The 23,545-nt window shown below is 55.6% G+C and carries 18 protein-coding genes and 1 pseudogene; 17 read left to right on the top strand and 2 right to left on the bottom strand.

The window, feature by feature from the left end; all coding sequences use genetic code 11:
- The first annotated feature begins 414 nt into the window (after positions 1-414).
- The 14 genes and pseudogenes from rplU to holA all read left to right on the top strand — a co-directional run bounded on the left by rplU (position 415) and on the right by holA (position 16,155).
- Positions 415-720 (top strand): 50S ribosomal protein L21, encoded by a 306-nt coding sequence (gene rplU, locus CCHOA_RS07765; RefSeq protein ID WP_123929084.1) that lies wholly within the window; start codon positions 415-417, stop codon positions 718-720.
- A gap of 71 nt (positions 721-791) precedes the next feature.
- Positions 792-1,052, top strand: a complete 261-nt coding sequence (gene rpmA / locus CCHOA_RS07760; protein WP_123929082.1) for a 50S ribosomal protein L27 — start codon at positions 792-794, stop codon at positions 1,050-1,052.
- Between the two features lie 373 nt (positions 1,053-1,425).
- Positions 1,426-2,961, top strand: coding sequence for a GTPase ObgE (obgE, locus tag CCHOA_RS07755; RefSeq protein ID WP_123929080.1), 1,536 nt, complete (start codon positions 1,426-1,428; stop codon positions 2,959-2,961).
- Positions 2,962-3,316: 355 nt separating this feature from the next.
- Positions 3,317-4,477: a glutamate 5-kinase gene (proB, locus tag CCHOA_RS07750; protein ID WP_123929078.1), complete on the top strand. Its 1,161-nt coding sequence runs from the start codon at positions 3,317-3,319 to the stop codon at positions 4,475-4,477.
- 256 nt (positions 4,478-4,733) lie between these two features.
- A complete protein-coding gene (locus CCHOA_RS07745; protein ID WP_123929075.1) occupies positions 4,734-5,645 on the top strand; it encodes a D-isomer specific 2-hydroxyacid dehydrogenase family protein in 912 nt (303 codons plus the stop codon).
- A 525-nt stretch (positions 5,646-6,170) separates the two neighbouring features.
- Complete coding sequence (locus CCHOA_RS07740; RefSeq protein WP_342769399.1) at positions 6,171-7,466, top strand: glutamate-5-semialdehyde dehydrogenase; 1,296 nt, start codon at positions 6,171-6,173, stop codon at positions 7,464-7,466.
- Positions 7,467-7,783: 317 nt separating this feature from the next.
- On the top strand, positions 7,784-8,632 hold the full coding sequence (locus tag CCHOA_RS07735; protein WP_123929070.1) for a cutinase family protein: 849 nt from the start codon (positions 7,784-7,786) through the stop codon (positions 8,630-8,632).
- Between the two features lie 212 nt (positions 8,633-8,844).
- Positions 8,845-9,549: a nicotinate-nucleotide adenylyltransferase gene (gene nadD, locus CCHOA_RS07730; protein ID WP_123929067.1), complete on the top strand. Its 705-nt coding sequence runs from the start codon at positions 8,845-8,847 to the stop codon at positions 9,547-9,549.
- A gap of 398 nt (positions 9,550-9,947) precedes the next feature.
- The gene (gene rsfS / locus CCHOA_RS07725; RefSeq protein ID WP_123929064.1) at positions 9,948-10,415 is read left to right on the top strand and encodes a ribosome silencing factor; all 468 of its coding nucleotides are present in this window, start codon (positions 9,948-9,950) and stop codon (positions 10,413-10,415) included.
- On the top strand, positions 10,412-11,119 hold the full coding sequence (locus CCHOA_RS07720) for a histidine phosphatase family protein (protein WP_123929062.1): 708 nt from the start codon (positions 10,412-10,414) through the stop codon (positions 11,117-11,119). The genes rsfS and CCHOA_RS07720 overlap by 4 nt, the downstream gene beginning before the upstream one ends.
- A gap of 280 nt (positions 11,120-11,399) precedes the next feature.
- A pseudogene (locus tag CCHOA_RS07715) lies at positions 11,400-12,191 on the top strand (DegV family protein); the annotation flags it as partial.
- 380 nt (positions 12,192-12,571) lie between these two features.
- A complete protein-coding gene (locus CCHOA_RS07710) occupies positions 12,572-13,600 on the top strand; it encodes a ComEA family DNA-binding protein (RefSeq protein ID WP_123929058.1) in 1,029 nt (342 codons plus the stop codon).
- The gene (locus CCHOA_RS07705; RefSeq protein ID WP_123929055.1) at positions 13,597-15,054 is read left to right on the top strand and encodes a ComEC/Rec2 family competence protein; all 1,458 of its coding nucleotides are present in this window, start codon (positions 13,597-13,599) and stop codon (positions 15,052-15,054) included. Before CCHOA_RS07710 ends, CCHOA_RS07705 begins: the two co-directional genes overlap by 4 nt.
- Positions 15,055-15,186: 132 nt before the next feature.
- Positions 15,187-16,155 (top strand): DNA polymerase III subunit delta, encoded by a 969-nt coding sequence (holA, locus tag CCHOA_RS07700; RefSeq protein ID WP_245992115.1) that lies wholly within the window; start codon positions 15,187-15,189, stop codon positions 16,153-16,155.
- 263 nt (positions 16,156-16,418) lie between these two features.
- Here holA and rpsT read toward each other — a convergent pair whose 3' ends face one another.
- On the bottom strand, positions 16,419-16,685 hold the full coding sequence (rpsT, locus tag CCHOA_RS07695) for a 30S ribosomal protein S20 (RefSeq protein WP_123929049.1): 267 nt from the start codon (positions 16,683-16,685) through the stop codon (positions 16,419-16,421).
- A 449-nt stretch (positions 16,686-17,134) separates the two neighbouring features.
- Positions 17,135-17,692 carry a type II toxin-antitoxin system PemK/MazF family toxin gene (locus CCHOA_RS07690; RefSeq protein ID WP_164472425.1) on the bottom strand — a complete coding sequence of 186 codons (558 nt, stop codon included), beginning with the start codon at positions 17,690-17,692 and terminating at the stop codon, positions 17,135-17,137.
- A gap of 269 nt (positions 17,693-17,961) precedes the next feature.
- Between CCHOA_RS07690 and lepA the strand changes: the two genes are divergently transcribed.
- From lepA to CCHOA_RS07675, 3 genes are all read left to right on the top strand, one after another.
- On the top strand, positions 17,962-19,809 hold the full coding sequence (gene lepA / locus CCHOA_RS07685) for a translation elongation factor 4 (protein WP_123929043.1): 1,848 nt from the start codon (positions 17,962-17,964) through the stop codon (positions 19,807-19,809).
- A 372-nt stretch (positions 19,810-20,181) separates the two neighbouring features.
- Positions 20,182-21,216, top strand: coding sequence for a diacylglycerol kinase family protein (locus CCHOA_RS07680; RefSeq protein WP_164472424.1), 1,035 nt, complete (start codon positions 20,182-20,184; stop codon positions 21,214-21,216).
- A gap of 1,036 nt (positions 21,217-22,252) precedes the next feature.
- Positions 22,253-23,260 (top strand): diacylglycerol/lipid kinase family protein, encoded by a 1,008-nt coding sequence (locus CCHOA_RS07675; protein WP_164472423.1) that lies wholly within the window; start codon positions 22,253-22,255, stop codon positions 23,258-23,260.
- The last annotated feature ends 285 nt before the right edge of the window (positions 23,261-23,545 follow it).

Genomic DNA, 23,545 nt, shown 5'->3' with positions numbered 1-23,545 from the left:
ACTTGGCCACTACCGGCTGGCAATCCAGACAGTGACAGTGCAAGCGTTGAACACTTTTCGTCACGCTTGCTCTGTTATGTCTGCTGCAGCAACACTGCAACGAAACACATAAGCATAAGCATCCCCCACAGTGGAGGATTGTGGCAATCGCAGACCACCAGGGCGTGAGCCTCAACTGGTGCATCTGAGACATGTGAGTTTCTGCGCAGATGTCGTGGGAAACAGCCAACTGAAAAATATTTTGTCCAGTCGGACAACCCTGTTGCCGGAAATATCCTCCGGCCAACCAGACACCGACCAGCATGAATTATGTTGGGGTTGTTGGATCACGTTCCAGCAGCAACAGGTGGAGCATAAGGTTGCTGGGGGTTAAGCCGAATACGTTTGATCTAAAGATAAAGGGGTAGCCCTCCTATGTACGCGATCGTCAAGACCGGCGGCAAGCAGTACAAGGTTGCCGAAGGTGACCTCGTCAAGGTCGAGAAGATCGAGGGTGAGCCGGGTTCCACCGTGGCTCTCACCCCGGTTCTGCTCGTCGATGGCGCTAATGTCACCAGCGGTGCCGATGACCTGGCTAAGGTTAACGTCTCTGCAGAAATCGTCGAGCACACCAAAGGCCCGAAGATCCGCATCCTGAAGTACAAGAACAAGACTGGTTACAAGAAGCGCCAGGGGCACCGTCAGCCGCTGACCGTGATCAAGGTTACCGGGATCAAGTAAGCGCTGGATCGTAGCTCGATTTTGCGGCTACGATTTACATCGCAAGTTTTCCAAAAGGAGGGAAACCGCACATGGCACACAAAAAAGGTGCATCTAGCTCTAACAACGGTCGCGATTCAGAGGCTAAACGCCTCGGTGTGAAGCGCTTCGGTGGCCAGGTTGTAAAGGCTGGTGAAATCATCATCCGTCAGCGTGGCACGTCGTTCCACCCAGGTGAGAACGTTGGCCGTGGTGGCGACGACACCCTGTTCGCTTTGAAGGCCGGTGCTGTTCAGTTCGGCACCAAGCGCAACCGTCGTATTGTCTCCATCGTTGAGCCGGCTGCTGCGTAAAAAATCGCTTTTGTGGGGATATCGCTGGTAGTGATACCTCCACCCGACGGGGCTAACACCGACACTATTCGGTGCTAGCCCCGTTTGTTCATCACTACTGCACAAAGCTCCTGCTCAGTCGAACTAGCTCCGCCTTGGAGCCTGAGTGAGGCTCGTGCTGAACACATGCGGTGGCTGTACTTGTGGCAGTACACTTCCGCAGGAATAACCAGTAGGAAAACTCTCCTGCAGGAGTTTTTCTAACTATCTGACGTCGCTTTCCCCATGCAGGCATGGTTGCTGTTGGTTGAAGTCCAACGGTTACTTGGCCGCAACCACAGGGGAGTTGTTCGTTGTTGCAAATCTCAAAATTGTTGAAGGTGTTGAAGTAACTATGGGTACGTCCCGTTTTGTTGACCGGGTGACCTTGCACCTGAATGCTGGTGATGGGGGACATGGTTGTGCCTCGATCCACCGAGAAAAGTTCAAACCGTTGGGCGGACCTGATGGTGGCAACGGCGGACACGGTGGCGACATTATTTTGGAAGTCGATCCCCAGGTGCACACGCTGCTCGACTTCCATTTCCGTCCCCACATTAAAGCTGGCCGCGGTGCTAATGGTGCCGGTGACCATCGGAACGGGGCGCGTGGTGAAGATTTGGTGATTCCTGTCCCACCGGGCACGGTTGTCTTCGACGACAACGGTGAAATGATGGCTGACCTGGTAGCACCGGGGATGCGCTATATTGCGGCTGAAGGTGGCCGGGGTGGTCTGGGTAACGCCGCCTTGGCGTCTAAAGCCCGGAAAGCCCCAGGCTTTGCCCTAAAAGGGGAGCCAGGTGAGCAGCATGACGTCACCTTGGAACTGAAATCTATGGCTGACGTGGGATTGGTTGGGTTCCCCTCCGCGGGCAAATCCTCGCTTGTCAGTGTGCTGTCGGCGGCAAAACCGAAAATTGCTGACTATCCGTTTACCACGTTGCAGCCAAACCTTGGCGTGGTTACTGTCGGCAATTCGACGTTCACTATTGCTGACGTGCCGGGTCTGATCCCCGGGGCAAGCCAAGGTAAAGGCTTGGGCTTAGACTTCCTGCGCCATATTGAGCGAACCGCTGTGTTGGCGCACGTGGTCGATGTTGCAACGTTAGAACCAGGCCGGGATCCGCAATCTGATATTGAAGCGTTGGAAGCGGAACTCGCCGCATATTCGTCGGCGCTTGATGAAGAAACCGGTTTAGGGGATTTGAAAGATCGTCCCCGCATCATCATTCTCAATAAATGCGATGTGCCGGAAGCCCGGGAACTTGCCGAATTTTTGCAAGATGATCTGCACCAGCATTTCGGTTGGCCGGTGTTTATTATCTCGACAATTGCCCACCAAGGACTTGAACCGTTGAAGTTCGCCCTGATGGATATTGTCAATGAGCATCGGAAGAATAATCCGATTGCGCAACGGGAAGAACGCACCATTGTTCGTCCGAAGGCGTTGGCGGGCAAGGGCAAACGTGGCAAGGGTGGTGAAGGTATTGACTTCCACCTGGAGCAGGATCCGGAGCAGCCTGGCGGATTTATTATTCGCGGTTCACGTCCAGAGCGCTGGATTATTCAAACCGACTTTGAAAACGATGAGGCCGTCGGCTTCCTTGCGGATCGTTTGGCGAAAATTGGTGTGGAGGAAGCACTCTACAATGCGGGGGCTGTCGCCGGTTGCCCTGTCACTATTGCTGATGTCACCTTCGAATGGGAGCCGATGACTGCTGCCGGGGTTGACCCGATGTTGACAGGTCGCGGTTCTGACGTGCGCCTTGAGCAGACTGGTCGTGCATCTGCCGCCGAACGTAAGCGTGCCTCCCAGGTTCGTCGTGGTCTTATTGACGAGTTTGATTTCGGCGACGGGCAGCAAGCAGACACTTTGCGTTGGGAAGGATAGCTGCTGCTCCCCGGCAGGGACGCTGAGGTGATCCTAGGGGCCAGTCTAAGCAGCATGTTGTTTTCAATAAGCGGCGCCGATGAGCATAGTACCTGCTCATCGGCGCCGTGTTCGGTGACCTAGCTTTATTTAGTTGTGGCAAATTAGTGGCGGTGACTTCGGGTGTTCCTCACCCACCATGAGACACGTGAAAAATCTTTGCTTGCTGACTAGGGCAGCGTTGTATCTCATTTGGTTGCACACCCCGAACGCAGGAAGCACGGGGTGTGGAAATCGGCGCCCCTCGTGTTTGGGGTGAACCAAGCCAAACAATGTTTCCTCCTGGGCTATCGTTGCTGGTTTACAATATGCAGCTATGACAATCTCCGGCGATCCCATCCAATCGTTTAGCGTGGAGCAGCAGTATGATCGGGCAAGGCTTGCACGGGCGAAAAAGATTGTGGTGAAAATCGGTTCGTCATCGCTGACCACCGCCGATCACACTGCAGTGGATCGGGCAAAAATTGATCGTCTCACCGATGCTATGGTGGCGCGGTTGCAGCGTGGCGCTGAAATTGTGGTGGTGTCCTCTGGCGCAGTTGCCGCCGGGATGGGGCCGTTAGGTTTAACTTCCCGCCCCCAGGATTTAGCGACGAAACAGGCAGCAGCCTCGGTGGGGCAAGCATTGTTGGCGCAGCATTGGGCGCAAAGTTTCGCCCGCTACGGTATTACCACCGGGCAGGTGTTGTTGACTGCAGCAGATGCGGGTATCCGATCGAGGGCGCGCAATGCACAGCGCACCTTAGAACGCTTGCGACAATTGCAGGCCGTGGCGATTGTGAACGAAAATGACACGGTTGCCACCCAGGAGATGCGTTTCGGCGACAATGATCGACTGGCAGCGCTGGTTGCCAATTTAATCGGTGCAGACTTGCTGCTGCTGCTTAGCGATGTTGTCGGTTTATATGATCGCAATCCGTGTGATCCTGCGGCCCGGTTTATCGCAGAGGTGGCCAGTGAAGATGATCTCGCCGGTGTTGTTGCCGGTGGTGGGGGTGCGGTTGGTACAGGTGGAATGGCGACGAAAGTTTCTGCGGCGATGCTCGCCAACAGGGCAGGAATCCCGGTGTTGCTCACTGCCGCAAACCAAATAGATCAAGCGCTCGAGAGTGCCAAAGTGGGAACCATGTTTCATCCGCAGGCTGACAAACTCACCAGTTGGAAGCACTGGGCTTTGTTTGCGGCCGATGTGTGCGGCACTGTCACAGTCGACGAAGGTTGCATGCAAGCGGTGGTGCGCGGCGGCAATTCGCTGCTTGCAGTGGGGATTACCGGGATCGATGGAGACTTCCACCAGGGAGACATCGTGGAGATTGTAGGCCCTGCCGGGGAGATCATTGGTCGCGGTGAAGTGGCTTATGATCAGCAGGAGCTGGTGACAATGATGGGGAAGAATTCTGCGCTGCTACCAGCGCACCAGCAACGTCCAGTCGTACATGCCGACTATTTGTCGCCGGTTGCAACCAATCGCAACTAGTGCACGCTGGTAATGCTGGTCAATGTTTGCAACAGTCGCCTAAGGTGCGGAAGATCATTGCTGCCACGGTTTTGGGATAGTAACTCGCCAGCCACGAATGTCTATGCCACTGCACACCTGCCTGCGGCCAAGCAGACCTGCTATTTGGTGGTGGGGCGGGTCGCTTTCTCCTAAGGTGGATAGCACAACGCATCAGCGGCGAAGCGGCAGCGTTTCGCGCAGCATTGCAATATCAACATTGAAGGAGCGTACAGCTATGAAGTATGCCATCACCCCAAAGCCGTGGGATGTGGTTATCGAGACCCTCGACGCGGAAGGCCACACCCAGGTTGAGTTGCATGACGATCCGGAACTGGTGATCTATAACGGCACCGCTGACCAATTTCCAAAGCTTGGTGAATCGGTGAAATGGGTACAGCTTACGCTCGCCGGTATTGATGCTTTCTTTGATCGGGGCATTATCACTCCTGATCGACGGTGGACAAATGCTTCTGGTGTGTATGCCCGCCCGGTTGCAGAGTCTGCCGTCGCCTTATTGCTGGGTGCATTGCATCTTTACCCGGATGCGCTTCGCCGTCAACAGTGGGACACCAGCGGCTATATCGATAAGCATTCGCGGTGGCTGTATGACTCGGAGGTGCTCATCATTGGGGCTGGTGGCATTGGGAAAGAGCTCATCCCAATGTTGCAGGGTTTCGGTTGTAAGGTCACCGGGGTGAATCGTTCCGGTAATCCTGTTGCCGGCGCTGATCGAACGGTGCCGTTTAGTGAACTGGATACGGTGCTGGGGGAAGCTGATCATGTGATTTTAGCGGCACCGTTGACTGCGGAAACCCATCATCTGGTGGACGCAGAATTCTTGGGCAAAATGAAGTCATCGGCAGTGTTTGTCAACGTTGGCCGCGGTCCACAGGTGGTCACTGATGATCTGGTGGCCGCATTAGAACAGGGCACAATTTGGGCTGCCGCGTTGGATGTAACCGATCCGGAGCCGCTGCCCGATGGCCATCCACTATTTGCTATGAACAATGTGTTGATCACCCCGCATGTGGCAAATACGGTGAGCAATATTCCGCGGCTGATTTCTACGGCTATTGTCGACAATATTCGCGCCTATACAAATGGTGAGACGATGCCTACCGAGGTGGACCCTGCCCGCGGATACTAATCCTTGTTGTATCTGCCGGCCGGTTTACCAGCAGATACCGCGCAATCGGTGGTTTGTGCAGGATTGGTGTTATTGATATTCGGCTGGTTGCCGGCGACGAACCTGGTCGCAGCAACCAGCCTTCTTTTTGGTGTCTTGCGTGCTTCGGTCTCGTCTGTGTGAATCATCGAAGATTTTCTGCTGCTCGCACACTTCTTGGTTGTCTAACTGGGCGGTGGTCATTGCGCCTGGGCGGCGGCGATTTGCTGAATACCGAGGATCATTCGCAGCCAGGGTTGGCCGCTAGCCCATTGTGGCAACTTATGGGATTTACTTGTTTTACCCGGCACACACTGGTGCACCGTGCGGCTTTTTCAGGGGCTCATGCGCCAACCAGGCCGTGTTGGGAATAGCAGTATTGGGGCGTTAGCAATCCAGGCTTTGTCGTGATTGGGAAAACCACCACATTATTGTGACCTATCCGGCACAATAGGGTGCACCAATCACCATCGGGTGTTGTTCAACCCGTGAACGTAAGGAGTGCCAGTGTCGACCGATCACGAACAGTCTCTTGCCCGTGCTGAAGCTGCAACCGTCGCCGAGCTTGCAGCGATTGCGCAAGCGGTCGCCCCGAGTATGCGAACCTTGTCAACAGCGGTAAAGAATCGAGTGCTGGTAGCCTGCGCCGATGCGCTGGTAGCCCACCAGGATGCTGTATTAGCGGCAAATGAGAAGGACTGTACGCAAGCAGCAGCAAATGGCACCCCGGCAAGTATTATCGACCGGCTGCGGCTCACCGGGGAGCGGATTGCAGGGATCGCTGCCGGTCTCCGGGAGGTTGCGGCGCTACCAGATCCTGTTGGTGTCGTCGACACCGGTCGGGTGCTTCCCAATGGTTTGCGGCTGAGCAGAATTCGGGTGCCGCTTGGGGTGATGGGAATGGTCTATGAGGCGCGCCCCAATGTCACCGTTGACAGTTTCGGGCTGGCATTTAAAGCTGGCAATGTGGCGCTGCTGAGGGGTTCACGATCGGCAGCACATTCTAATGCTGCACTAGTCGACGTGCTGCGAACCGTGTTGCAACAACAGCAGCTTGATCCCAACATTGTGCAGCTTTTGCCGTGTCAAACACACACTTCTGTGCAAGCACTGATCACCGCACGTGGACTTGTTGACGTGGTTATTCCGCGCGGCGGGGCAGGACTTATTGAAGCGGTTGTCACCGGTGCGCAGGTGCCCACTATTGAAACCGGTACCGGAAACTGTCACACCTATGTGCATAAAGATGCCGATCCGGATATGGCGGTTGCCGTGGTGTTAAACGGAAAGATCCGCCGGGTGAGTGTGTGTAACGCAACTGAAACTGTGCTTCTTGATCGTGGTCTTGACCCGCAGGTTATTGCCCGGATTTTGCGCGAATTGGAAACTGCCGGGGTGACGATCCACGGGGATGTCACCGAATTGGTCGCCGCCGGTGCCACCGCCCCAGTAGCTGCAACAGATGAGGATTGGGGTTGTGAATATTTGTCGATGGATGTGGCGGTACGGTTGGTTGATTCCATTGCGGAGGCCATCGACCACATTGAACAGTGGTCGTCCGGTCATACTGAGGCGATCGTGACGTCCAGTCTTGCCGCAGCCCAACAGTTTATTGATCAGGTGGATTCGGCGGCGGTGTCGGTGAATGCGTCGACGGCGTTTACCGATGGGCAGCAGTACGGTATGGGTGCTGAGATTGGCATTTCGACCCAAAAGCTGCACGCCCGCGGTCCTATGGGATTACCGGAGCTGACAACCACGAAATGGGTGGTGCAGGGTGATGGGCATATTCGCCCAGTGTAATACGCCAACAGGGGCGAATTTGCCGTTGTGGACAGCGCCTATGGCTTGATCGTTGACACCGGCAGAGGGCTGGTTTTCTACCTGTGCGCAGGAAACAGGCGCTGGAGTAAGCCATGGTCTGCACCACATTCGAGTCTTGCCTTTCGACCCAAAGCGAGAGATTCTGCGGCCCTTGGTTGGCGGCAGGCGAGTTAGTTCATTAAGGCAAGCTGTCTGACGGTGGTTCGTCAGCGTTGTAGGGTGGGAGCGGTTTGCCGTAATTTTTCTGGTGGAGCTATAGCGCCGTCACAACATTATTTGGTGTGTTGGAAGGAATCATGTCGCTGAAACAAAAACTTGTTGCACTGGCCGCCGGGATTGCTAGTGTCACCACGTTGACGACCGCACCAGCTGTTGCCCAGCCGGTGACCTGTCCGGCTGCGGTAATCATCGCGGCACGCGGATCAGGTGAACCACAGGCGGCATCGTTGACGTTTCCGATCGGTCGGGCAACAACAACCGGTTGGGAAGGTGGCATGATCCAACGCATGCTTGAGCAGGTGGATCTTCGCGACACCTTGGTCCTTGGACTGGACGATAACGATTATCAGGCATCCCAGGTGGGGATCGGCTCCGGGACGGATGTGTATGAGTCGGCGGTCAACGGCGCCCGCAGCGTGGTATCGCGGGCCAAGCAGTTTGAGGATACGACGGGGTGTCGACCAGCATATGTGGTGATGGGCTATTCCCAAGGGGCAGCGGTGGTGCATTTGGCTGAGTTGCCGATGGCGTTGTCACGGCGACTTGTGGGCTCGGTGTATTTAGGGGATCCGTTCCTCGCCCCAAATGATTGGGCACGGGTCGGGGCAACATGGCCGACTCGTGGCATGGTGTACAACCCGGTTGGCGGGTTGGATTCGACCAAACTGTATCGGGCAGAGCAAACTGTGAATTTCTGTATTCCGCGTGATCCTGTCTGTGACTGGCCAGGCAATGTGGAATCTGCGCAACACGACTACGACAATCACGTCCGATATTTCCGCCTCGATGGACGGGACACTGCTGCTGAGCAGGAAACAATTGCACGAATCAATGCCATGTTAAACACTGCTCGGCAACGGCGGAACGCCGGAACTTATGATCAGTCGGTGACGCCACGCGAATGGGCTTTTATCAGCAACCGGTAATGACTCCTTGAAAAAACACGGCACCGCATTCTGCAGTGCGGTGCCTGCTGAACGCCACCTATGCAGTCTGACTGCGATAGTCATTGGTGCGGAGCCGGTGCCTGCTTTTGCACCGTTGATGCTGCTGTATCGGTTATCGAGGGTGCACGAGCAGTTTGTCGAGCGGATCTGCGTGGCAAGGGATTGCTTGCTTCCGCGTAGAATGCTCATTTATGAAGCAGGAAACCCCACGCCGTATCGGCATAATGGGCGGCACGTTTGATCCTATCCACCACGGCCATCTCGTTGCCGGTAGTGAGGTGGCTGACCTGTTCGGGCTCGATTTGGTGCTCTATGTGCCAACAGGGGATTCCTGGCAGAAACGTGATCGGGAGGTTACCGCTGCCGAAGACCGTTATTTGATGTCGGTTATTGCCACTGCCCCGAATCCGCGGTTTCATACCTCCCGGATTGAAATTGATCGCACCGGCCCTTCGTATACTGTCGACACGTTGAAAGAGCTGAAAACTATCTATCCCGATAGTGAACTGTTCTTTATCACCGGTGCTGACGCGCTGGCACGGATCGGTACTTGGCATAATTGGGATGAACTGTTTGAGCTGGCAATGTTTGTAGGCGTAACCCGTCCGGGGTATCAGCTTGACGAATCAACGTTGCCGCCGGGTCGTCGGGATCATCTGTTTTTAGTGGAAATTCCCGCAATGGCGATATCGTCGACGGATTGTCGACAGCGTGTCGCGGCTGGCCGTCCTGTCTGGTATCTCGTCCCTGATGGGGTAGTGCAATATATTGCGAAGCGGAATTTGTATCACACCGATGACGTTGCACGGGCGAGAGCACAATTGCAGGCGAAAGCCCTTGGCAGGGAGCAAGCTCCGCTAGCCCCGTTGGACGATCCGCACCCGCCGCAGTCGTAACTGTTTTCCTGCTGGCAGCGTCGTGTGAAGCGACTATTTCGACGCCGGTCGTTAGGGTATGCGAATGGTTGTTGCTGGTATTGATTCTTTTGCAGCTGTGGTTGTTTGCTGTAGTGATGCGGCAATGCCTGTGGAGGGTGGCTGCCCTGGCAGCAAGACTGACTTGCGATGCTCATCGCCGGCGATGGGTGCTTGGCAGTGTATTCTGGGGAAACTCCCGGCTAGAGTAGGGTGTATTCGTTGCTGTGCGCTAGCTTCGCAGTTGCTCCCCAGATTTTGCTGGTTGAGCTGTAGGAAACTGTCACCAAACTGGGGCATTGCAGCAATGGGGATATGCCGAGCGTAATTCCGATTTTTCAAGTTCGAAAACCAATATAGAGAATAGTGTTGCAAAGTTTATGACTGTCCAAGAACAATCTTTGAAGTTAGCCAAGGCCGCGGCGAAGGCTGCTGACGATAAACTCGCCGAACAGATCGCCATCATCGACGTTCACGATCATTTGGTGATTACTGATCTGTTCGTCGTTGTTACTGGCGACAATGAGCGTCACGTCAATGCGATTGTTGACGAAGTTGAGGATCAGCTGCGAGACATTGATGCGCGACCGATTCGGCGGGAAGGCACCCGGGAAGGTCGGTGGGCGTTGCTTGACTACGGCGATATTGTCGTTCACGTGTTCCGCCGTGACGAGCGTCAGTTCTATGGTTTGGATCGGCTGTGGCGTGACTGTCCGCTGCTTGAGGTGGAAGGTATTGAAACTTATCAACGCACCGAAGACTGGTCGGAGGATGTCAACGTGTTTGCAGTTGATTCCATTGATCAGATTCCGTTGGCGGAACCGGAACCAGACGAGGGCGAACTGTGAGTCGACGGTTACTGCTCATCCGTCACGGGGAGACTGAACATAACCGGACGGGACGGTTGCAGGGACAGCTCGATGTGCCGTTGTCAGCTGCTGGTCGTCAACAGGCTGACCGGCTAGCGGCTGGGCTTGTAGATGAGCGCATTACCCGGATTTATTCCTCTGATCTATCGCGGGCTTTCGACACTGCGGCTTCGATCGGTGCTGTGTTGGGTGTAGATGTGCGCGTTGAGCGGCGTTTCCGGGAAACCGATTTAGGGCAGTGGCAGGATAAAAGCCGCGAGTTTTTAGATGAACATTTTCCTGGGCAGCGGGCTCGCTGGCGGCGCGATGTGCATTGGGCGCCCCCTGGTGCAGAAACTCATTTAGAGGTTGGTGCCCGGGGGCGGGCAGCGATCGATGAGATCATGGCTGAATATGACCACTGGGATGGAAACACGGTTGTTGTGGTGGGCCATGGTGGGCTGATTACAGCGACGGTGGCGAATCTGTTGGGTTTGGAACCACACCAGTTGCCGATGTTTCAACGGTTAGGCAATACGTGTTGGGCGGAGCTTGAGGCACGACCACCGTTTGTTGATGATGATGCTGGTGAGCTGGTGCCAACGACTGCAGAGGACGGCAGTTTGCGGTTTACACCGGAGACTGTTGAGCAGGCCAGATGGATGCTCACAACCTGGAATGGTCGTCCACCGGCGGCTGTATAGCAGAATATTGCGGGTGAGGACCCTGGTGTGCCGCCCCTATGAAAGATGATGGGCTGTACAGTCTTTTGCGGGACGCTCCTGTTCGGGGAGCAGAACAGATGCTTCTTTCCCGCATATCTTTTCGTTGCACCCTATGATGAGTCACACTATGGGTTGCGTTTGCAGGAGGCGAGACGAGCTTCGCTGCGGTGACAATAGTGTGTTGTGCAGCGTGTAGCCAAGCTGCGTCATGCTGTTGTAAAAAGCAGTGGCTCGTCGTGAAGAACAAGGAGGCGGCTGTATGCCGGTTCGGATTGTGACAGATTCCTCGTCGAACCTGTCGCCAGAGGTTGCCCAAGCACATGACATTGTGGTGTTGCCGCTGCACACGATGAGTCAGGGGGCGGCGAAAACCACTGCTGGTCTTACTGCGTTAGAGCTGGTTGCCTGTTATGCACGGCAGCTGGAACGCGGCGGCGACGAGGGGGTTGTTGCGATCCACTTGTCGAAAGAGCTGTCTTCGACGTGGGCGAATGCGGTAACTGCTGCTGGGGTGTTTGATGATCTTGTGGCGGTGTTGGACACGTCAGCGATCGGTATGCATCTAGGCTTGGCAGCGATTGCGGCGGCTAAGGAGGCACAAAAGGGCGGCGATTTGGTGGCCTGCCGAAATGCGGCTACAGCAGTGTTACAGCGCTGTTTTTTGTTTTTGTATGTGCACAAAATTGATGATCTGCGCAAGTCTGGACGGTTATCGGCGGCAACGACGCTGATGTCGACTGCGTTAGCGATCCGCCCGATTTTGACGTTACAAGACGGCAAATTAGAGGTGGCGGCTAAAACCCGTACGCAGGCAAAAGGCATCGATAAGCTGGTTGGCATGGTGGTGCACAAAGCCGGGGAGTATCCGGCCACAGTGTGGGTGCAGCATTTTCAGGCCGCAGAGGCAGCCAGTACGCTCGCGGAGCAGCTGCAGCTTGCGCTGCCAGCCGACAGTGAAATCAGTGTGGTGGGACTTGACCCTGCCCTTGCCGTGCATGCTGGACCTGGTTCGTTAGCTGTGACGGTGATGTGTGCCAGCCAGGCACAGCCGCCAAGTGAGAATCTGCCGGCAGCCCCGGTGAAGAAATCCTCTTCGAAAGCAGCCGATTTCCTGCAACTGTTGAAACAGGATGGTTCCGCGGCGAAACACACAGCGCATTCCTCGGGCGGCGGTGACAGCGACGAGGACAATTCCGAGGCCGAAGCAGACGACTCGGCTCAAAGCGTGCATGAGAATGGCGAAGGATAACCCCCTCAACCCTTCGGATACGAGAACACCCTCGCTTGTGGCGGATGGAGTCTTCCCACATCGCCTGCTAGTGCGCACAGCGGATCACCTTCTTGTGGAGAAAAAACCGCCGATTTTGAGTTTTCCCCAGCTTGGGCGCTGAAGTCTATGCACCCAGTTGCGACGATTGTCAGGCTGTGCCTATGACTCCGCAACTTCTTCAAGCTTTACGATCAGGTATTCACCGGCTCGATGACGGTCTAGCCGAAATGGAATCCAGATGCAGCCTCGACGACGAGCAATATTTTGCCGCTGATCCTCTCGCCGAGGGCACCGAAGGTGCCACAGGAACATCTGGTGACGCAACAACAGCTGATTGCGCAGCCGACCGCAACCACAGTTCAGCAGATACGAGCACAGCGACTATTCCTCGACCAAGCCCGCGGTCACGCCGCGGTATGCTGCAACGAGCCAGTATTGGGCTGGCAGTGATAGTGGTTTCCATAATGGTGGTGTGGTTAGCTTCAGGCGGGCCACCTGATCGGGACGCAGTAGCCGAGGTCACTCATGGCAACGCTGCCAACGGGGACATGGCGCAAACCACGGAAACTCCTGCAGCAAATTCCACCAAGACGCTTCCAGATGCTGAACAATCAAACACCCCTGCGGCTGCAGGCAGCAGCCGGGGCAGTATTTCGGCAGCAGAAAAATCACAGTCGGTTCCAGCAGCGGTGGTTGTGAGCGTGGTTGGCGCGGTGGAGCATCCTGGGGTGGTGACCCTTCCCGCAACCGCCCGGGTTGCTGATGCGCTCACTCTTGCAGTACCGCGTGCCGATGCGGCGCTTGCCCGGGTGAATCTTGCTGCACCGCTCGTAGACGGTGTACAGCTGTATGTTCCCTCCGCCGCGGAAGCCGCCGCACTGCCACCACCAGCAGTCGATCAAGCCTATGCAGGTGGTGCAACACTTCCCGGCGATGAGTCGCTGCTCGGAAACGGCGCAGCATCCCCTAGTGGGGAGCCGGCCAACAGTGGGGACGCGGTGGTGGTGCACTACAGCACTGCAACAGCTGCACAATTGCAACAAATCCCCGGTATCGGAGCGAAAACAGCGCAAGCAATTCTCACCTATCGGGTAGATCACCCGGCGATCACCAGTATTGATGAACTCACCGCAATCAGTGGGATCGGCCCTGCTACAGTGGACCGTCTCCGCGGCAAACTCCTCCCATGACACGGCTCACCATTCGCACATGGCAGTGGGGGATACTCGCCGGTTGGGTGTGGATAGCTGTGTTGGTCACTGTTGCCACCACCAGTCCCACCCCAACACTGTTCGGCAGCCTGCTGGGGAGTTTGCTGCTGTTTATCGTGGGCCAGTGGCGGCTTGCCCTCGGCGGCGCCACACTCGCCACCACAGCAACCCTGGCGACCATGCGAAAAATCGCCACCGTTGCTGCCCATTCGCTGCGGCATGCCACCGATATCACCATTGAAGGACGCCTCCTTACAGGTTTTAGAACCATTGGACATGGCCGCTTCCTTTACAAGATTCATCCCTTGGATCTGCCCTGCGAACTACCGGTGATCACCGGCAAACCTCCAACTATGGCTGCCGGTACAACACTGGCAATCACCGCCGAGGTGCAACACACCGACCGGTTGAACCTGTGCCCCATACTCCTCAACGAAACCCATGTTGAACCGGTCGCCCCACCAGGCAAACTCCTCACCGCCGCCGCCACACTCCACGAACATCTGCTCGGTGCCCTCACCCGGCTCAACAACCCCACCTTGGAGGCGTTAGCGGCCGGAATGATCATCGGCGACACGTCACAAGTCACCCCGGAAGCACAGCTTCGCTACACTGCCACGGGGCTTAGCCATCTCACCGCAGTATCCGGAGCAAACGTCGCAATTGTTACTACCAGTGTCCTCGTTATCGCCAAAGCTATTCGCCTCCCCCAATGGTTGGCCGTCGGTATCGCAGGACTGGCACTCATAGCCTATGTTCTGCTCGTTGGTACTGAACCCAGTGTGCTGCGCGCGGCAGCAACCGGCAGTATTGGACTGCTAGCACTTATCGGTGATCATCGACTTCACCCTGCCCGAGTATTGGCTGCAACCACCATTGGACTGCTGGTCTATGATCCCCAACTCGCCTGTGCATATGGATTTGCGCTTTCCGTTGCAGCAACAGCCGGCATCCTGCTCATCTATCCGCATCTCATCGCCCCGCTCGTCAGCTGTCGTATTCCGCTGCTTTTCGCCAAAGCTATAGCACTAGCCATAGCCGCCCAATTGATCACTGCACCGCTCATCACCCTTATGGCCGGCCAATTTTCCACCGTTTCAGTGGTCGCCAATCTTCTCGCTGCCCCTGCAGTAGCCCCCATCACCGTCGCCGGTCTTGTATTGGTGCTCACCGCCAGCTGGCCACTCATCCCTCAAATAATCGTGTGGCTACTGCAACTCCCGTTGCGCTGGATTGATGCCGTTGCCCGCACCACCTCCACGCTGCCGCTGGCCACCATCACCATCGGGGACGACCTCACCGGTGTCATCCAAATCATCACCGTTGGCCTATGGATTGTTCTGCTGTGCTACTCCCGCTGGGCGGCAACCCTCACCGTCGCAGCAGCATTCCTCCTTGGCAGCTGGACCTTGGTGACACTCATTGCTGCCTAACCAACAGGCATCGACAACACAACAGCATCTGCCTACCACATCCACCCCGCGCGCGGCAGCCCCAACCAATAGTCAGGTGCAGATTATCCAGGACTATTCCAACAAGTACCAAGGATATGGCAGCATAGAACCGTGCCCGCAAGACCAGCCCCAATCAATCTCATTCTTGGCGACGAACCATACCTCGTCGAAGTCGCCCGCCGCAGCATCATCACAGCAGTTCGTGCCAACGTACCTAACCCGAATGATGTGCCAATTACTACGCTGCGCGCCGGGCAGGTTGATGCCACCCAGCTTGGTGAGGCGCTCGCGCCGTCACTGTTTAGCGATGAGCGGGTGGTGGTCATCCAACAGGCCGAATCTGCTGGCAAAGACGCTGCAGGACTGATTCAACAAGCAGTCGAACAGCCGGCCTACGGCATTACACTGATCGTCGAGCACAGCGGTGGTGGACGCACCAAAGCTCTCCTTGCCAGTTTGAAAAAACATGGTACGACCGTTGAAGCGATGAAACTGAAACCGAAGGATCGCCCCGGGTTCGTTCGGCAGCAATTCCGGCAACATAAGGTGCGAGTCGACGATGCGGTGATCCATACTGTCCTCGATAGTGTGGGCAGTGATCTTCGGGAACTCGCCAGTGCTGTCAGTCAGCTGGTTGCTGATACAGGTGGCAATGTCACCGTCGAAGCGGTACGCGCCTATCATGGGGCGACAGCCGAAGTATCCGGGTTTCACATTGCTGATCTGGTGGTTGCTGGGAAAACCACAGCAGCATTGCAAGCCACCCGGCGGGCGTTACAGATCGGTGAAGAACCAATCGTTATCGCTGCCGCAATCACTCGAAGTGTCTCCAGTATTGCCCGCATGTACTCGTTGGAAGGCTATGTGGATAAGCGCAGTTTGGCACAGGAAATCGGGATGCCGCCGTGGAAAGTTGACAGTGCGCTATCCCAGGCACGCCGCTGGAGTGGTAGGGCAGTCGATGCTGCGTTAATTGCGGTAGCGGAGCTCGCCTGTAATGTTCGCGGCCAGCAGGGCACTCCCCAATGGGCGATAGAGCATGCAGTGTTCACCATCAGTGAAATAGCCCGAAAACGCTAGGGCTTCGATGTTGAACATCTCTGCGGTAACACCCGTGGTGCGCTGGATTCGCCGGCGGAATGCCGCTCACGACACTCTTGCCGACACCCGGCATTCGCACCCGAACAGCAGCGCACGCAAGAGGATTGTTCCGTAGATCGAAACAATGTATTGCTGCAAAAAACCGGACTCTTCGCAATCAGCGAGGAATCCGGTTTCTTTTTCACCGACCAACTGGGCAAGTTGGCAGTGCAGCGTTTTTCAATAGCTGCAAGCGAAGTGTTTTAAGCTTCGATCTTGTTGACAGCCTGTGCCAGGCGCGACTTCTTGTTGGCCGCATTGTTGCGGTGCAGCACACCCTTGGTCACAGCCTTGTCGAGAGCGCGGGAAGTAACCTTGAGCTGTTCTGCAGCAGCTTCCTTGTTGCCTTCAGCGATCAGTGCACGAAGCTTACGAATTTCGGTGCGAACTGCGGAGCGGATGTGCTGGTTGCGCTGACGACGCTTTTCGTTGGTCTTGACGCGCTTGATCTGCGACTTGATGTTAGCCATGATAAATACCTCTTAAGCAGTGGTGTGCGAATGAATGACATTGTTGTCTCACATGCGGCGCGCAAGCAGATCGAACAGAGAAGTTCGCGAGCCGACACAAGATCGACGCGTTTTCTGCCTTGAAGCTTTCGTCGTTCACTCCTGTACTACAAATGATCCCAAGGTCCTGACCATCCGGGTGAACACGCCTGGTGTGTTGCCATGTTTTGTAGTGAAGCTTGTACCAGTGGGAATAGCGGAGGTGGTGAACCTCTGACACTCGTCACTAGATCGCTTGTCTTTACCGCGCATGGACAGCACACAGTAGACAACCTCAGATACCTTAGCAGCAGGTGGCGACTTCCGTCGAATTAGCGTTTGCGATCGCTCGCCCCGGGTGATGTGGCGGAGCAAAATTTACCGGTTGCGCTCGGCGTTAGCGATCACTTGGAATCTGACAGGCGGGGATCCTATCCCCAGCCATAGCTGCGCCGTAACCGTCCGGCCACCCGGTCAAAGCGACGCTTGGGAATAATGGCTCCTTGACGGCGAATAGCCGACTCTGGGACTTCGATGGTCACATCGAGCCGAACAAAACACACTCGGCCACGTTCATCCCAGGCTCCCGCACCGATTTCCTGCCAGTTGTCATCGTGTTCATGAGCTTCTGATGCGGAGATCGCGAGCGCTAAAATACTCTGCCGCGCCCGCCCGATCACCAAGAGTGGCCGCTCTTCAGCAGCGGTAGCACCGGCTGGGGTGGGGAGTCGCACCCACACAATCTCCCCGGGGTCTGCTTGCCCATCCATATCTGGCGCATAGTAGATGGTGCGTGCCATCTCTGCGGTGGGGGATACATGGAACCGGGCGGCGGTCATCGAGTGCTCTTGCAAGGTGTCATCCAAACCAAGCCGTTGACCGATCATTCGCAGGCCACGCTCCAGGGGAGGCTCACGATGCAGACCAAAAGCTTGGCTGAGGCGGGTGAACCAGCCTGGTTGGTTTGCATTGGCAGCCGTATCGCTCATGGTGGGAATTCTAGTCTGTGACCGATTCGCGTAACTATTGGTTGCCAGCCGAATAACAGCGGAAGGGTGCCCTGTGGTGTTCTCGAGGGGGCGAGTTGTACTCGCGTCGCCACTATTTCGGGTGGTCGTCGGCCCCAGGAACAGGATCCGGCCTATCCTGGCAGCAGGTGATCCCTGCATATACCCACAGATGAGCCCGCACGCTGCATTTAGGGTAATGTCACTTATCGATTTCACCCTTGTATGAAAGGTATGGCGTAAGCACACCCATGGCCAACAATCTTGCCGAAACGACGTTTACGGACCCGCAACAGATCCGAAACTTCTGCATTATCGCGCACATCGACCACGGTAAATCCACGCTAGCTGACCGCATTCTGCAGCTTACCGGGGTGGTCGATCAGCGAGACATGCGCGATCAGTATCTCGACAACATGGATATTGAGCGTGAACGCGGGATTACTATCAAGGCGCAAAACGTTCGTCTGCCGTGGACGCCAACTACTGGGAAACATGCTGGCGAAGAGATCGTCATGCATTTGATTGACACGCCAGGTCACGTGGACTTCACCTACGAGGTTTCCCGTGCACTGGAAGCCTGTGAAGGTGCCATCCTGCTGGTGGATGCGGCACAAGGTATCGAAGCACAAACACTAGCCAACCTGTATTTGGCGATGGAGAATGATCTGGAGATCATTCCAGTTCTCAACAAGATTGATCTGCCGGCCGCAGATCCGGAAAAATATTCGGAAGAGATCGCGCACATTATCGGCTGCGAACCTGAAGAGGTGCTGCGGGTTTCTGGGAAAACCGGTGAAGGTGTGCGGGAATTGTTGGACAAGGTGTGCGAACTTGTGCCGCCACCACATTCCGAGGCTGGTGAGGATGCGCCAGCGCGTGCCATGATTTTCGACTCGGTCTACGACACTTATCGGGGTGTGGTGACCTATATCAGGATGGTGGACGGCAAGTTAGTCCCGCGTCAAAAAATCCAGATGATGTCGACGGGGGCAACTCACGAACTGTTGGAGATCGGTATTGTTTCTCCGACACCGAAGAAGTGCGCCGGGCTTGGTCCTGGTGAAGTGGGTTATCTCATCACCGGTGTTAAGGATGTTCGCCAATCGAAAGTCGGCGACACGGTCACTTGGGCGTCCAAAGGGGCTGCAGCGCCGTTGAAAGGCTACGAAGAGCCAAAGCCGATGGTGTATTCAGGCCTGTTTCCGATCAGTCAAGCAGACTATCCCGATCTGCGTGACGCACTCCAGAAGTTGCAGCTTAACGACGCGGCGCTCACCTTCGAACCGGAAACTTCAGTGGCGCTTGGTTTCGGCTTCCGCTGTGGTTTCCTTGGGCTGCTGCACATGGAGATCACCCGAGACCGGTTGCAGCGCGAATTCGATTTGGATCTCATCTCTACCGCACCTTCGGTGAGCTATCGGGTTATCACCGAATCAGGTGAAGAGCTAACTGTGCACAACCCATCCGACTGGCCAGCGGGACGTCCCCGTGAAGTGTGGGAGCCGATTGTGAAAACCACAATTATTGTTCCTGCAGAATTCGTTGGCACCACCATGGAGTTGTGCCAGTCGAAGCGCGGTCAAATGGGTGGCATGGATTATCTGTCGGAAGATCGTGTTGAGCTGCGCTACACCATGCCGTTGGGTGAGATTATTTTCGACTTCTTCGACATGTTGAAGTCTCGCACCCGGGGATATGCGTCGCTGAACTATGAAGAGGCCGGTGAGCAGCAGGCTGATCTGGTGAAGGTCGATATTTTGCTGCAAGGCGATCCAGTTGATGCGTTCTCGGCAATTGTGCACCGGGATAATGCTCAGTGGTATGGCAACAAGATGACTGTGAAGTTGAAAGATCTTATCCCGCGCCAGCAGTTCGAAGTTCCGGTGCAGGCGGCTATTGGGTCGAAGATCATCGCTCGTGAAAACATTCGCGCTCTCCGCAAGGATGTGCTGGCCAAGTGTTATGGCGGCGACATCTCCCGGAAACGTAAACTGCTGGAAAAGCAGAAAGAAGGCAAGAAGCGGATGAAGTCGATCGGTAACGTGTCGGTGCCGCAGGAAGCGTTCGTTGCAGCATTGTCTACCGATGAGAAATAAGTGCACCGTATCCGATGGGTAACCTCGCCTCACCCCAGATATTTACTGGCGTGTTCGACGATGACGCGTTGAGGGAATTTTTGGCAGTGATGCTTACTGCACGGTGGCAGCGGAAAGGTATCCGCTGCCACCGTGTTGCTTTCCCACACTGAGCTGTGTGGCCTGCACAATAGCATTTGGTGCCAAGGTGCGAACCCGGGCGCAGGATGTGAGGCAATTGCTGCAGTTGGCTTGCCGGGCATGGACGACGGATAGATATTGCAGCTGATAGACTGGCGTTGTTGTGTTGCTGTTGGTTGACAGAAGTATCCAGTGAGGTGCATGCTGCAGCCGAGTGGGGCGGCACTGAGCGCGATTCGTCGAGGAGCTTTCATGAATATGCCCGAATATGCCATCGGCTATGAAACGATTGGTTTTGTAGCAGTGGTGTCGACCCCGACTGTCGGTTCAGGGGTAGTTCGGCACGTTACCGAAGAGGCTCTTGCTCGGTTTGAAGAGCTTGGTGTGGATGTTGACTCCTATCAAGGGGTTGATCTTGCAGATACTCAACGTATTGTGCGGGAGCTTGTCGACGCCGACTATGACGCGATTGTGGTGGTTGGCGGTGATGCTTCCATTAATGCGGTCTTGCAGGAAACCGCTGAGAGCAGTGTGCCGGTGGGGATGATTCCGGCTGGGATTAGTAATGATTTTGCCCGCCAGTTCCGGTTGCCAACGACTCCTGCAGCGGCTGCCGATGTGATTTACGAGGGGTTTACGACCACCGTCGATTTGGGCAAGCTCTCTGATGCTGCCGGGAATGTGTCCTATTTCGGTACTGCTGCTTGTACCTCGTTTGATCCTGATAATCGACCACGGTTGATCAGTCGAAAGCTGCGGCGCCAGCTTGGTGCGACACTTGCGGCTTTCGGTGAATTTATGATGCTGCAGCCGAAAACGTATCGGATCGAATTTAGCGGTTTGGGGGAGGTGCCGTTTATCGATGAGACTGCCCGGGAGATTCGGATTGCTCGCGATGGACAGTACACGCCGCTCGATGATGGGCATTTGGTGCTGGAGCGAGCCATCAATTTTGCTGCGTTCGGCAATATGCGCCACTATGCAGGCGGTCTTCTTGTGTGTCCCCGGGCGGATACTCACGACGATGCACTTGATGTCACGATTGTGGAAAATGCCAATAAAATCGGTGTCTTGCAGGCATTTTTAGGGTTCCGGTCGGGTAGCCATTTGGATTATGAGTTTATTTCCACCTACCGGTGCAAGAAGGCAACGGTGAGTTTGGTGGAAGATCATGAGGGGACAAGCCAGCCGGCGGAAGTGTTCGCTGATGGGGCATTATCGTTACAGCTGCCGGTGACTATCGAGTCGGTGCCGGCTGCTGCCCGATTTATCGTTCCTGCTCCGTAGGAAACCTACCAGTTGACTACAGGTTGCCAGCATTATTATGCGGCTGGTGGGTGCATTAAGGGACTGGCCACCTGCAGGGAAGCTGTGGCCGTTGTTCTCATCGTGCGGTGTTGCTTGTTGTTGTTCGGCATCAAACGGCGACGGTGCTAGCGGTAAACCCGCCACGGTGGCCATCCATACCTTAAGGTTGTCAGACCAATTAATTGACACTAGTCATTCACTGGCCGCTGGTTCTGCGCCGGTTATTGGGCTGTAAACACGGAAAATCCCTGGAAAGCTGCCGGCGTGTGTCGGCGTTTGCGGTAGCGATGGGCGCGGAGTCATCATGCAGGTTATGGTTTCAATGCCCCCGCGGTTGGTGCGGAGAGAATACGTTTCTTTCGCTAACTGAAATGACGCGGCCTGGTGTATCCCGCCAGACGATGGATGCTTGCCCCAGGCGGGCTTTCAGCCTATCGCCGCTCTAGCAGCGCAATTGGAAATTCATTCGGTGGTGCTAAGGGTAATCTTCCCTCTGAGCTGGGAAGAGTTCATTGAAGAAAACGATGAATGTGTTTCATTGTTTGCGGGGTAGTGAGCATTTTACCCCCGATTTCCGCTGCTAAGCTTCCCCTAGAACACCGGATACGGTGCGAAAAAGGTTCTCGTACAGACCCATGGCGCCGCTGATCGGATCCCGTGACTGGAAGGTGCGAGACAAGCGCACGTTCACGCGACGATCGCCAAGCGGTTGCCAAGATGTGTCGAAGTGGCGATTGTCCTCGCTGCCGGCCGTGAATCACCGTTTCTGGCAGCTGTAAATCAGTAGTCGTGCGATCGTGTGGCGCATAGCAACTGTGCACCATTAATTAATTCCCATCACACAGCGTGAAATTGACATGGGTTTTCAGCTGCAACCGATCGATCCTCAGGTAATATCATTGCCTTGGTGTTCGCTCAATTGCAGCAATGAGATCCCACACCGGCCACTTGTCTGGTGGCGAGTATGAGAAGGAACCCGGCCATGACGGTGCCAGTGGAAGCAAGGAGTCAGTCCATGCCGAATTATCCCATCGGCTTTGAGCCAGTGGGGACAGTAGCGCTTTTGACGAATCCCCGCTCAGGGCGGGGATCTGCTCGTCACGCCACCGAACTTGCGCTTGAAGTATTTGACAAGCGCGGCGTGAATGCCATTGCGTTTAACGCTACGTCACCGGAGGATACCGGCAGGATTCTGCAGCGGGCACTCGCCGATCTGGACTTCGATGCGATTGCTGTTTGTGGTGGCGACGGGATGCTCAACAAAGTGTTGCAGGAAACTGCGAACACTGGCATTCCAATCGGTATTGTTCCTGCTGGATCGGGTAATGACACCGGCCGCCATCTGCGGATCCCTTTCGATCCCGCTGCTGCAGCAGATGTGATTGCTGACGGGTTTGTCACCACTACTGATCTTGGTTTGATTACTAATGAGGCAGGCCAGTCGATGTGGTTTGCTTCTGTGTTGTCATGTGGACAAGACGCATATTGGACGGCACGCGCCTCGGAATACAACTGGGTGCGTGGGCCGAGTAAGTTCCACGTCGCCATCTTGGAGGGGCTAGCCCGGTTCCAGAGTCACAAATTCCGTATCGAGTTGGAAGGTGTGCACACTCTTCCGCATCTGTCGACGGAGGATCGCCTGCGAATGGAAGTTCGTGACGGGGTGGTTGAAGAGGGTGGCAAGCTAGTTCTGGAGCGCACCATGTATTTCGCTTCCTTCGGTAACACGCGCAGCTATGGTGCGGGGAAGATTATTTGCCCGCAAGCTGATCATCACGACGGCCTGCTGGATCTCACCATCATTGAAGATGAGGCGATTGTTCCAGGTATTTTCCAGGCACCTGCTTTTGTGCGCGGCGACCACGCCAATATTCCATGGGTGACAAGCTATCAATGCCAACGAGCAACAGTGTTTAGCGATGTGGACATTCCAGCCCATGGCGACGGCGAACCGATGTTGGTCAACCCCTTTACCGTGGAGGCGGTGCCGGCAGCAGGACGGTTTATAGTTCCTGCGCCTTAAGACATGGTGGCTGGCTGTGAGGTGCGGATACCTGTAGCTCCTCTTGGCTCGGCTCGAACCGTTGCACCGACAGCATGTGGGGTGTTATATCTTCACCACAGTAACCCGGGTAATGCATTGAGCATTACCCGGGTTTTGCTGCATTTAATGTGGTTTCCTAGGGGCAGCAAGGGGATCATTCTGCAGATCATTGACCGGGTGAGAAGCAGCTATCGCGGTAAGCGGTCGAATTTGCCGCTTGCGGCAGCTTGCTTGTCTGGGGTGAGTGGATCCGTCTATCACTCA

Source organism: Corynebacterium choanae, from assembly GCF_003813965.1.
In the GTDB taxonomy this organism is placed as follows: Bacteria; Actinomycetota; Actinomycetes; order Mycobacteriales; family Mycobacteriaceae; genus Corynebacterium; species Corynebacterium choanae.
This window is presented reverse-complemented; position numbering and strand designations above follow the sequence as displayed.

Coding starts and splice junctions, on each gene's coding strand:
- rplU (WP_123929084.1), top strand. CDS start 415: ATGTACGCGATCGTCAAGACCGGCGGCAAGCAGTACAAGGTTGCCGAA.
- rpmA (WP_123929082.1), top strand. CDS start 792: ATGGCACACAAAAAAGGTGCATCTAGCTCTAACAACGGTCGCGATTCA.
- obgE (WP_123929080.1), top strand. CDS start 1,426: ATGGGTACGTCCCGTTTTGTTGACCGGGTGACCTTGCACCTGAATGCT.
- proB (WP_123929078.1), top strand. CDS start 3,317: ATGACAATCTCCGGCGATCCCATCCAATCGTTTAGCGTGGAGCAGCAG.
- CCHOA_RS07745 (WP_123929075.1), top strand. CDS start 4,734: ATGAAGTATGCCATCACCCCAAAGCCGTGGGATGTGGTTATCGAGACC.
- CCHOA_RS07735 (WP_123929070.1), top strand. CDS start 7,784: ATGTCGCTGAAACAAAAACTTGTTGCACTGGCCGCCGGGATTGCTAGT.
- nadD (WP_123929067.1), top strand. CDS start 8,845: ATGAAGCAGGAAACCCCACGCCGTATCGGCATAATGGGCGGCACGTTT.
- rsfS (WP_123929064.1), top strand. CDS start 9,948: ATGACTGTCCAAGAACAATCTTTGAAGTTAGCCAAGGCCGCGGCGAAG.
- CCHOA_RS07710 (WP_123929058.1), top strand. CDS start 12,572: ATGACTCCGCAACTTCTTCAAGCTTTACGATCAGGTATTCACCGGCTC.
- CCHOA_RS07705 (WP_123929055.1), top strand. CDS start 13,597: ATGACACGGCTCACCATTCGCACATGGCAGTGGGGGATACTCGCCGGT.
- rpsT (WP_123929049.1), bottom strand. CDS start 16,685: ATGGCTAACATCAAGTCGCAGATCAAGCGCGTCAAGACCAACGAAAAG.
- CCHOA_RS07690 (WP_164472425.1), bottom strand. CDS start 17,692: ATGAGCGATACGGCTGCCAATGCAAACCAACCAGGCTGGTTCACCCGC.
- lepA (WP_123929043.1), top strand. CDS start 17,962: ATGGCCAACAATCTTGCCGAAACGACGTTTACGGACCCGCAACAGATC.
- CCHOA_RS07680 (WP_164472424.1), top strand. CDS start 20,182: ATGAATATGCCCGAATATGCCATCGGCTATGAAACGATTGGTTTTGTA.
- CCHOA_RS07675 (WP_164472423.1), top strand. CDS start 22,253: ATGCCGAATTATCCCATCGGCTTTGAGCCAGTGGGGACAGTAGCGCTT.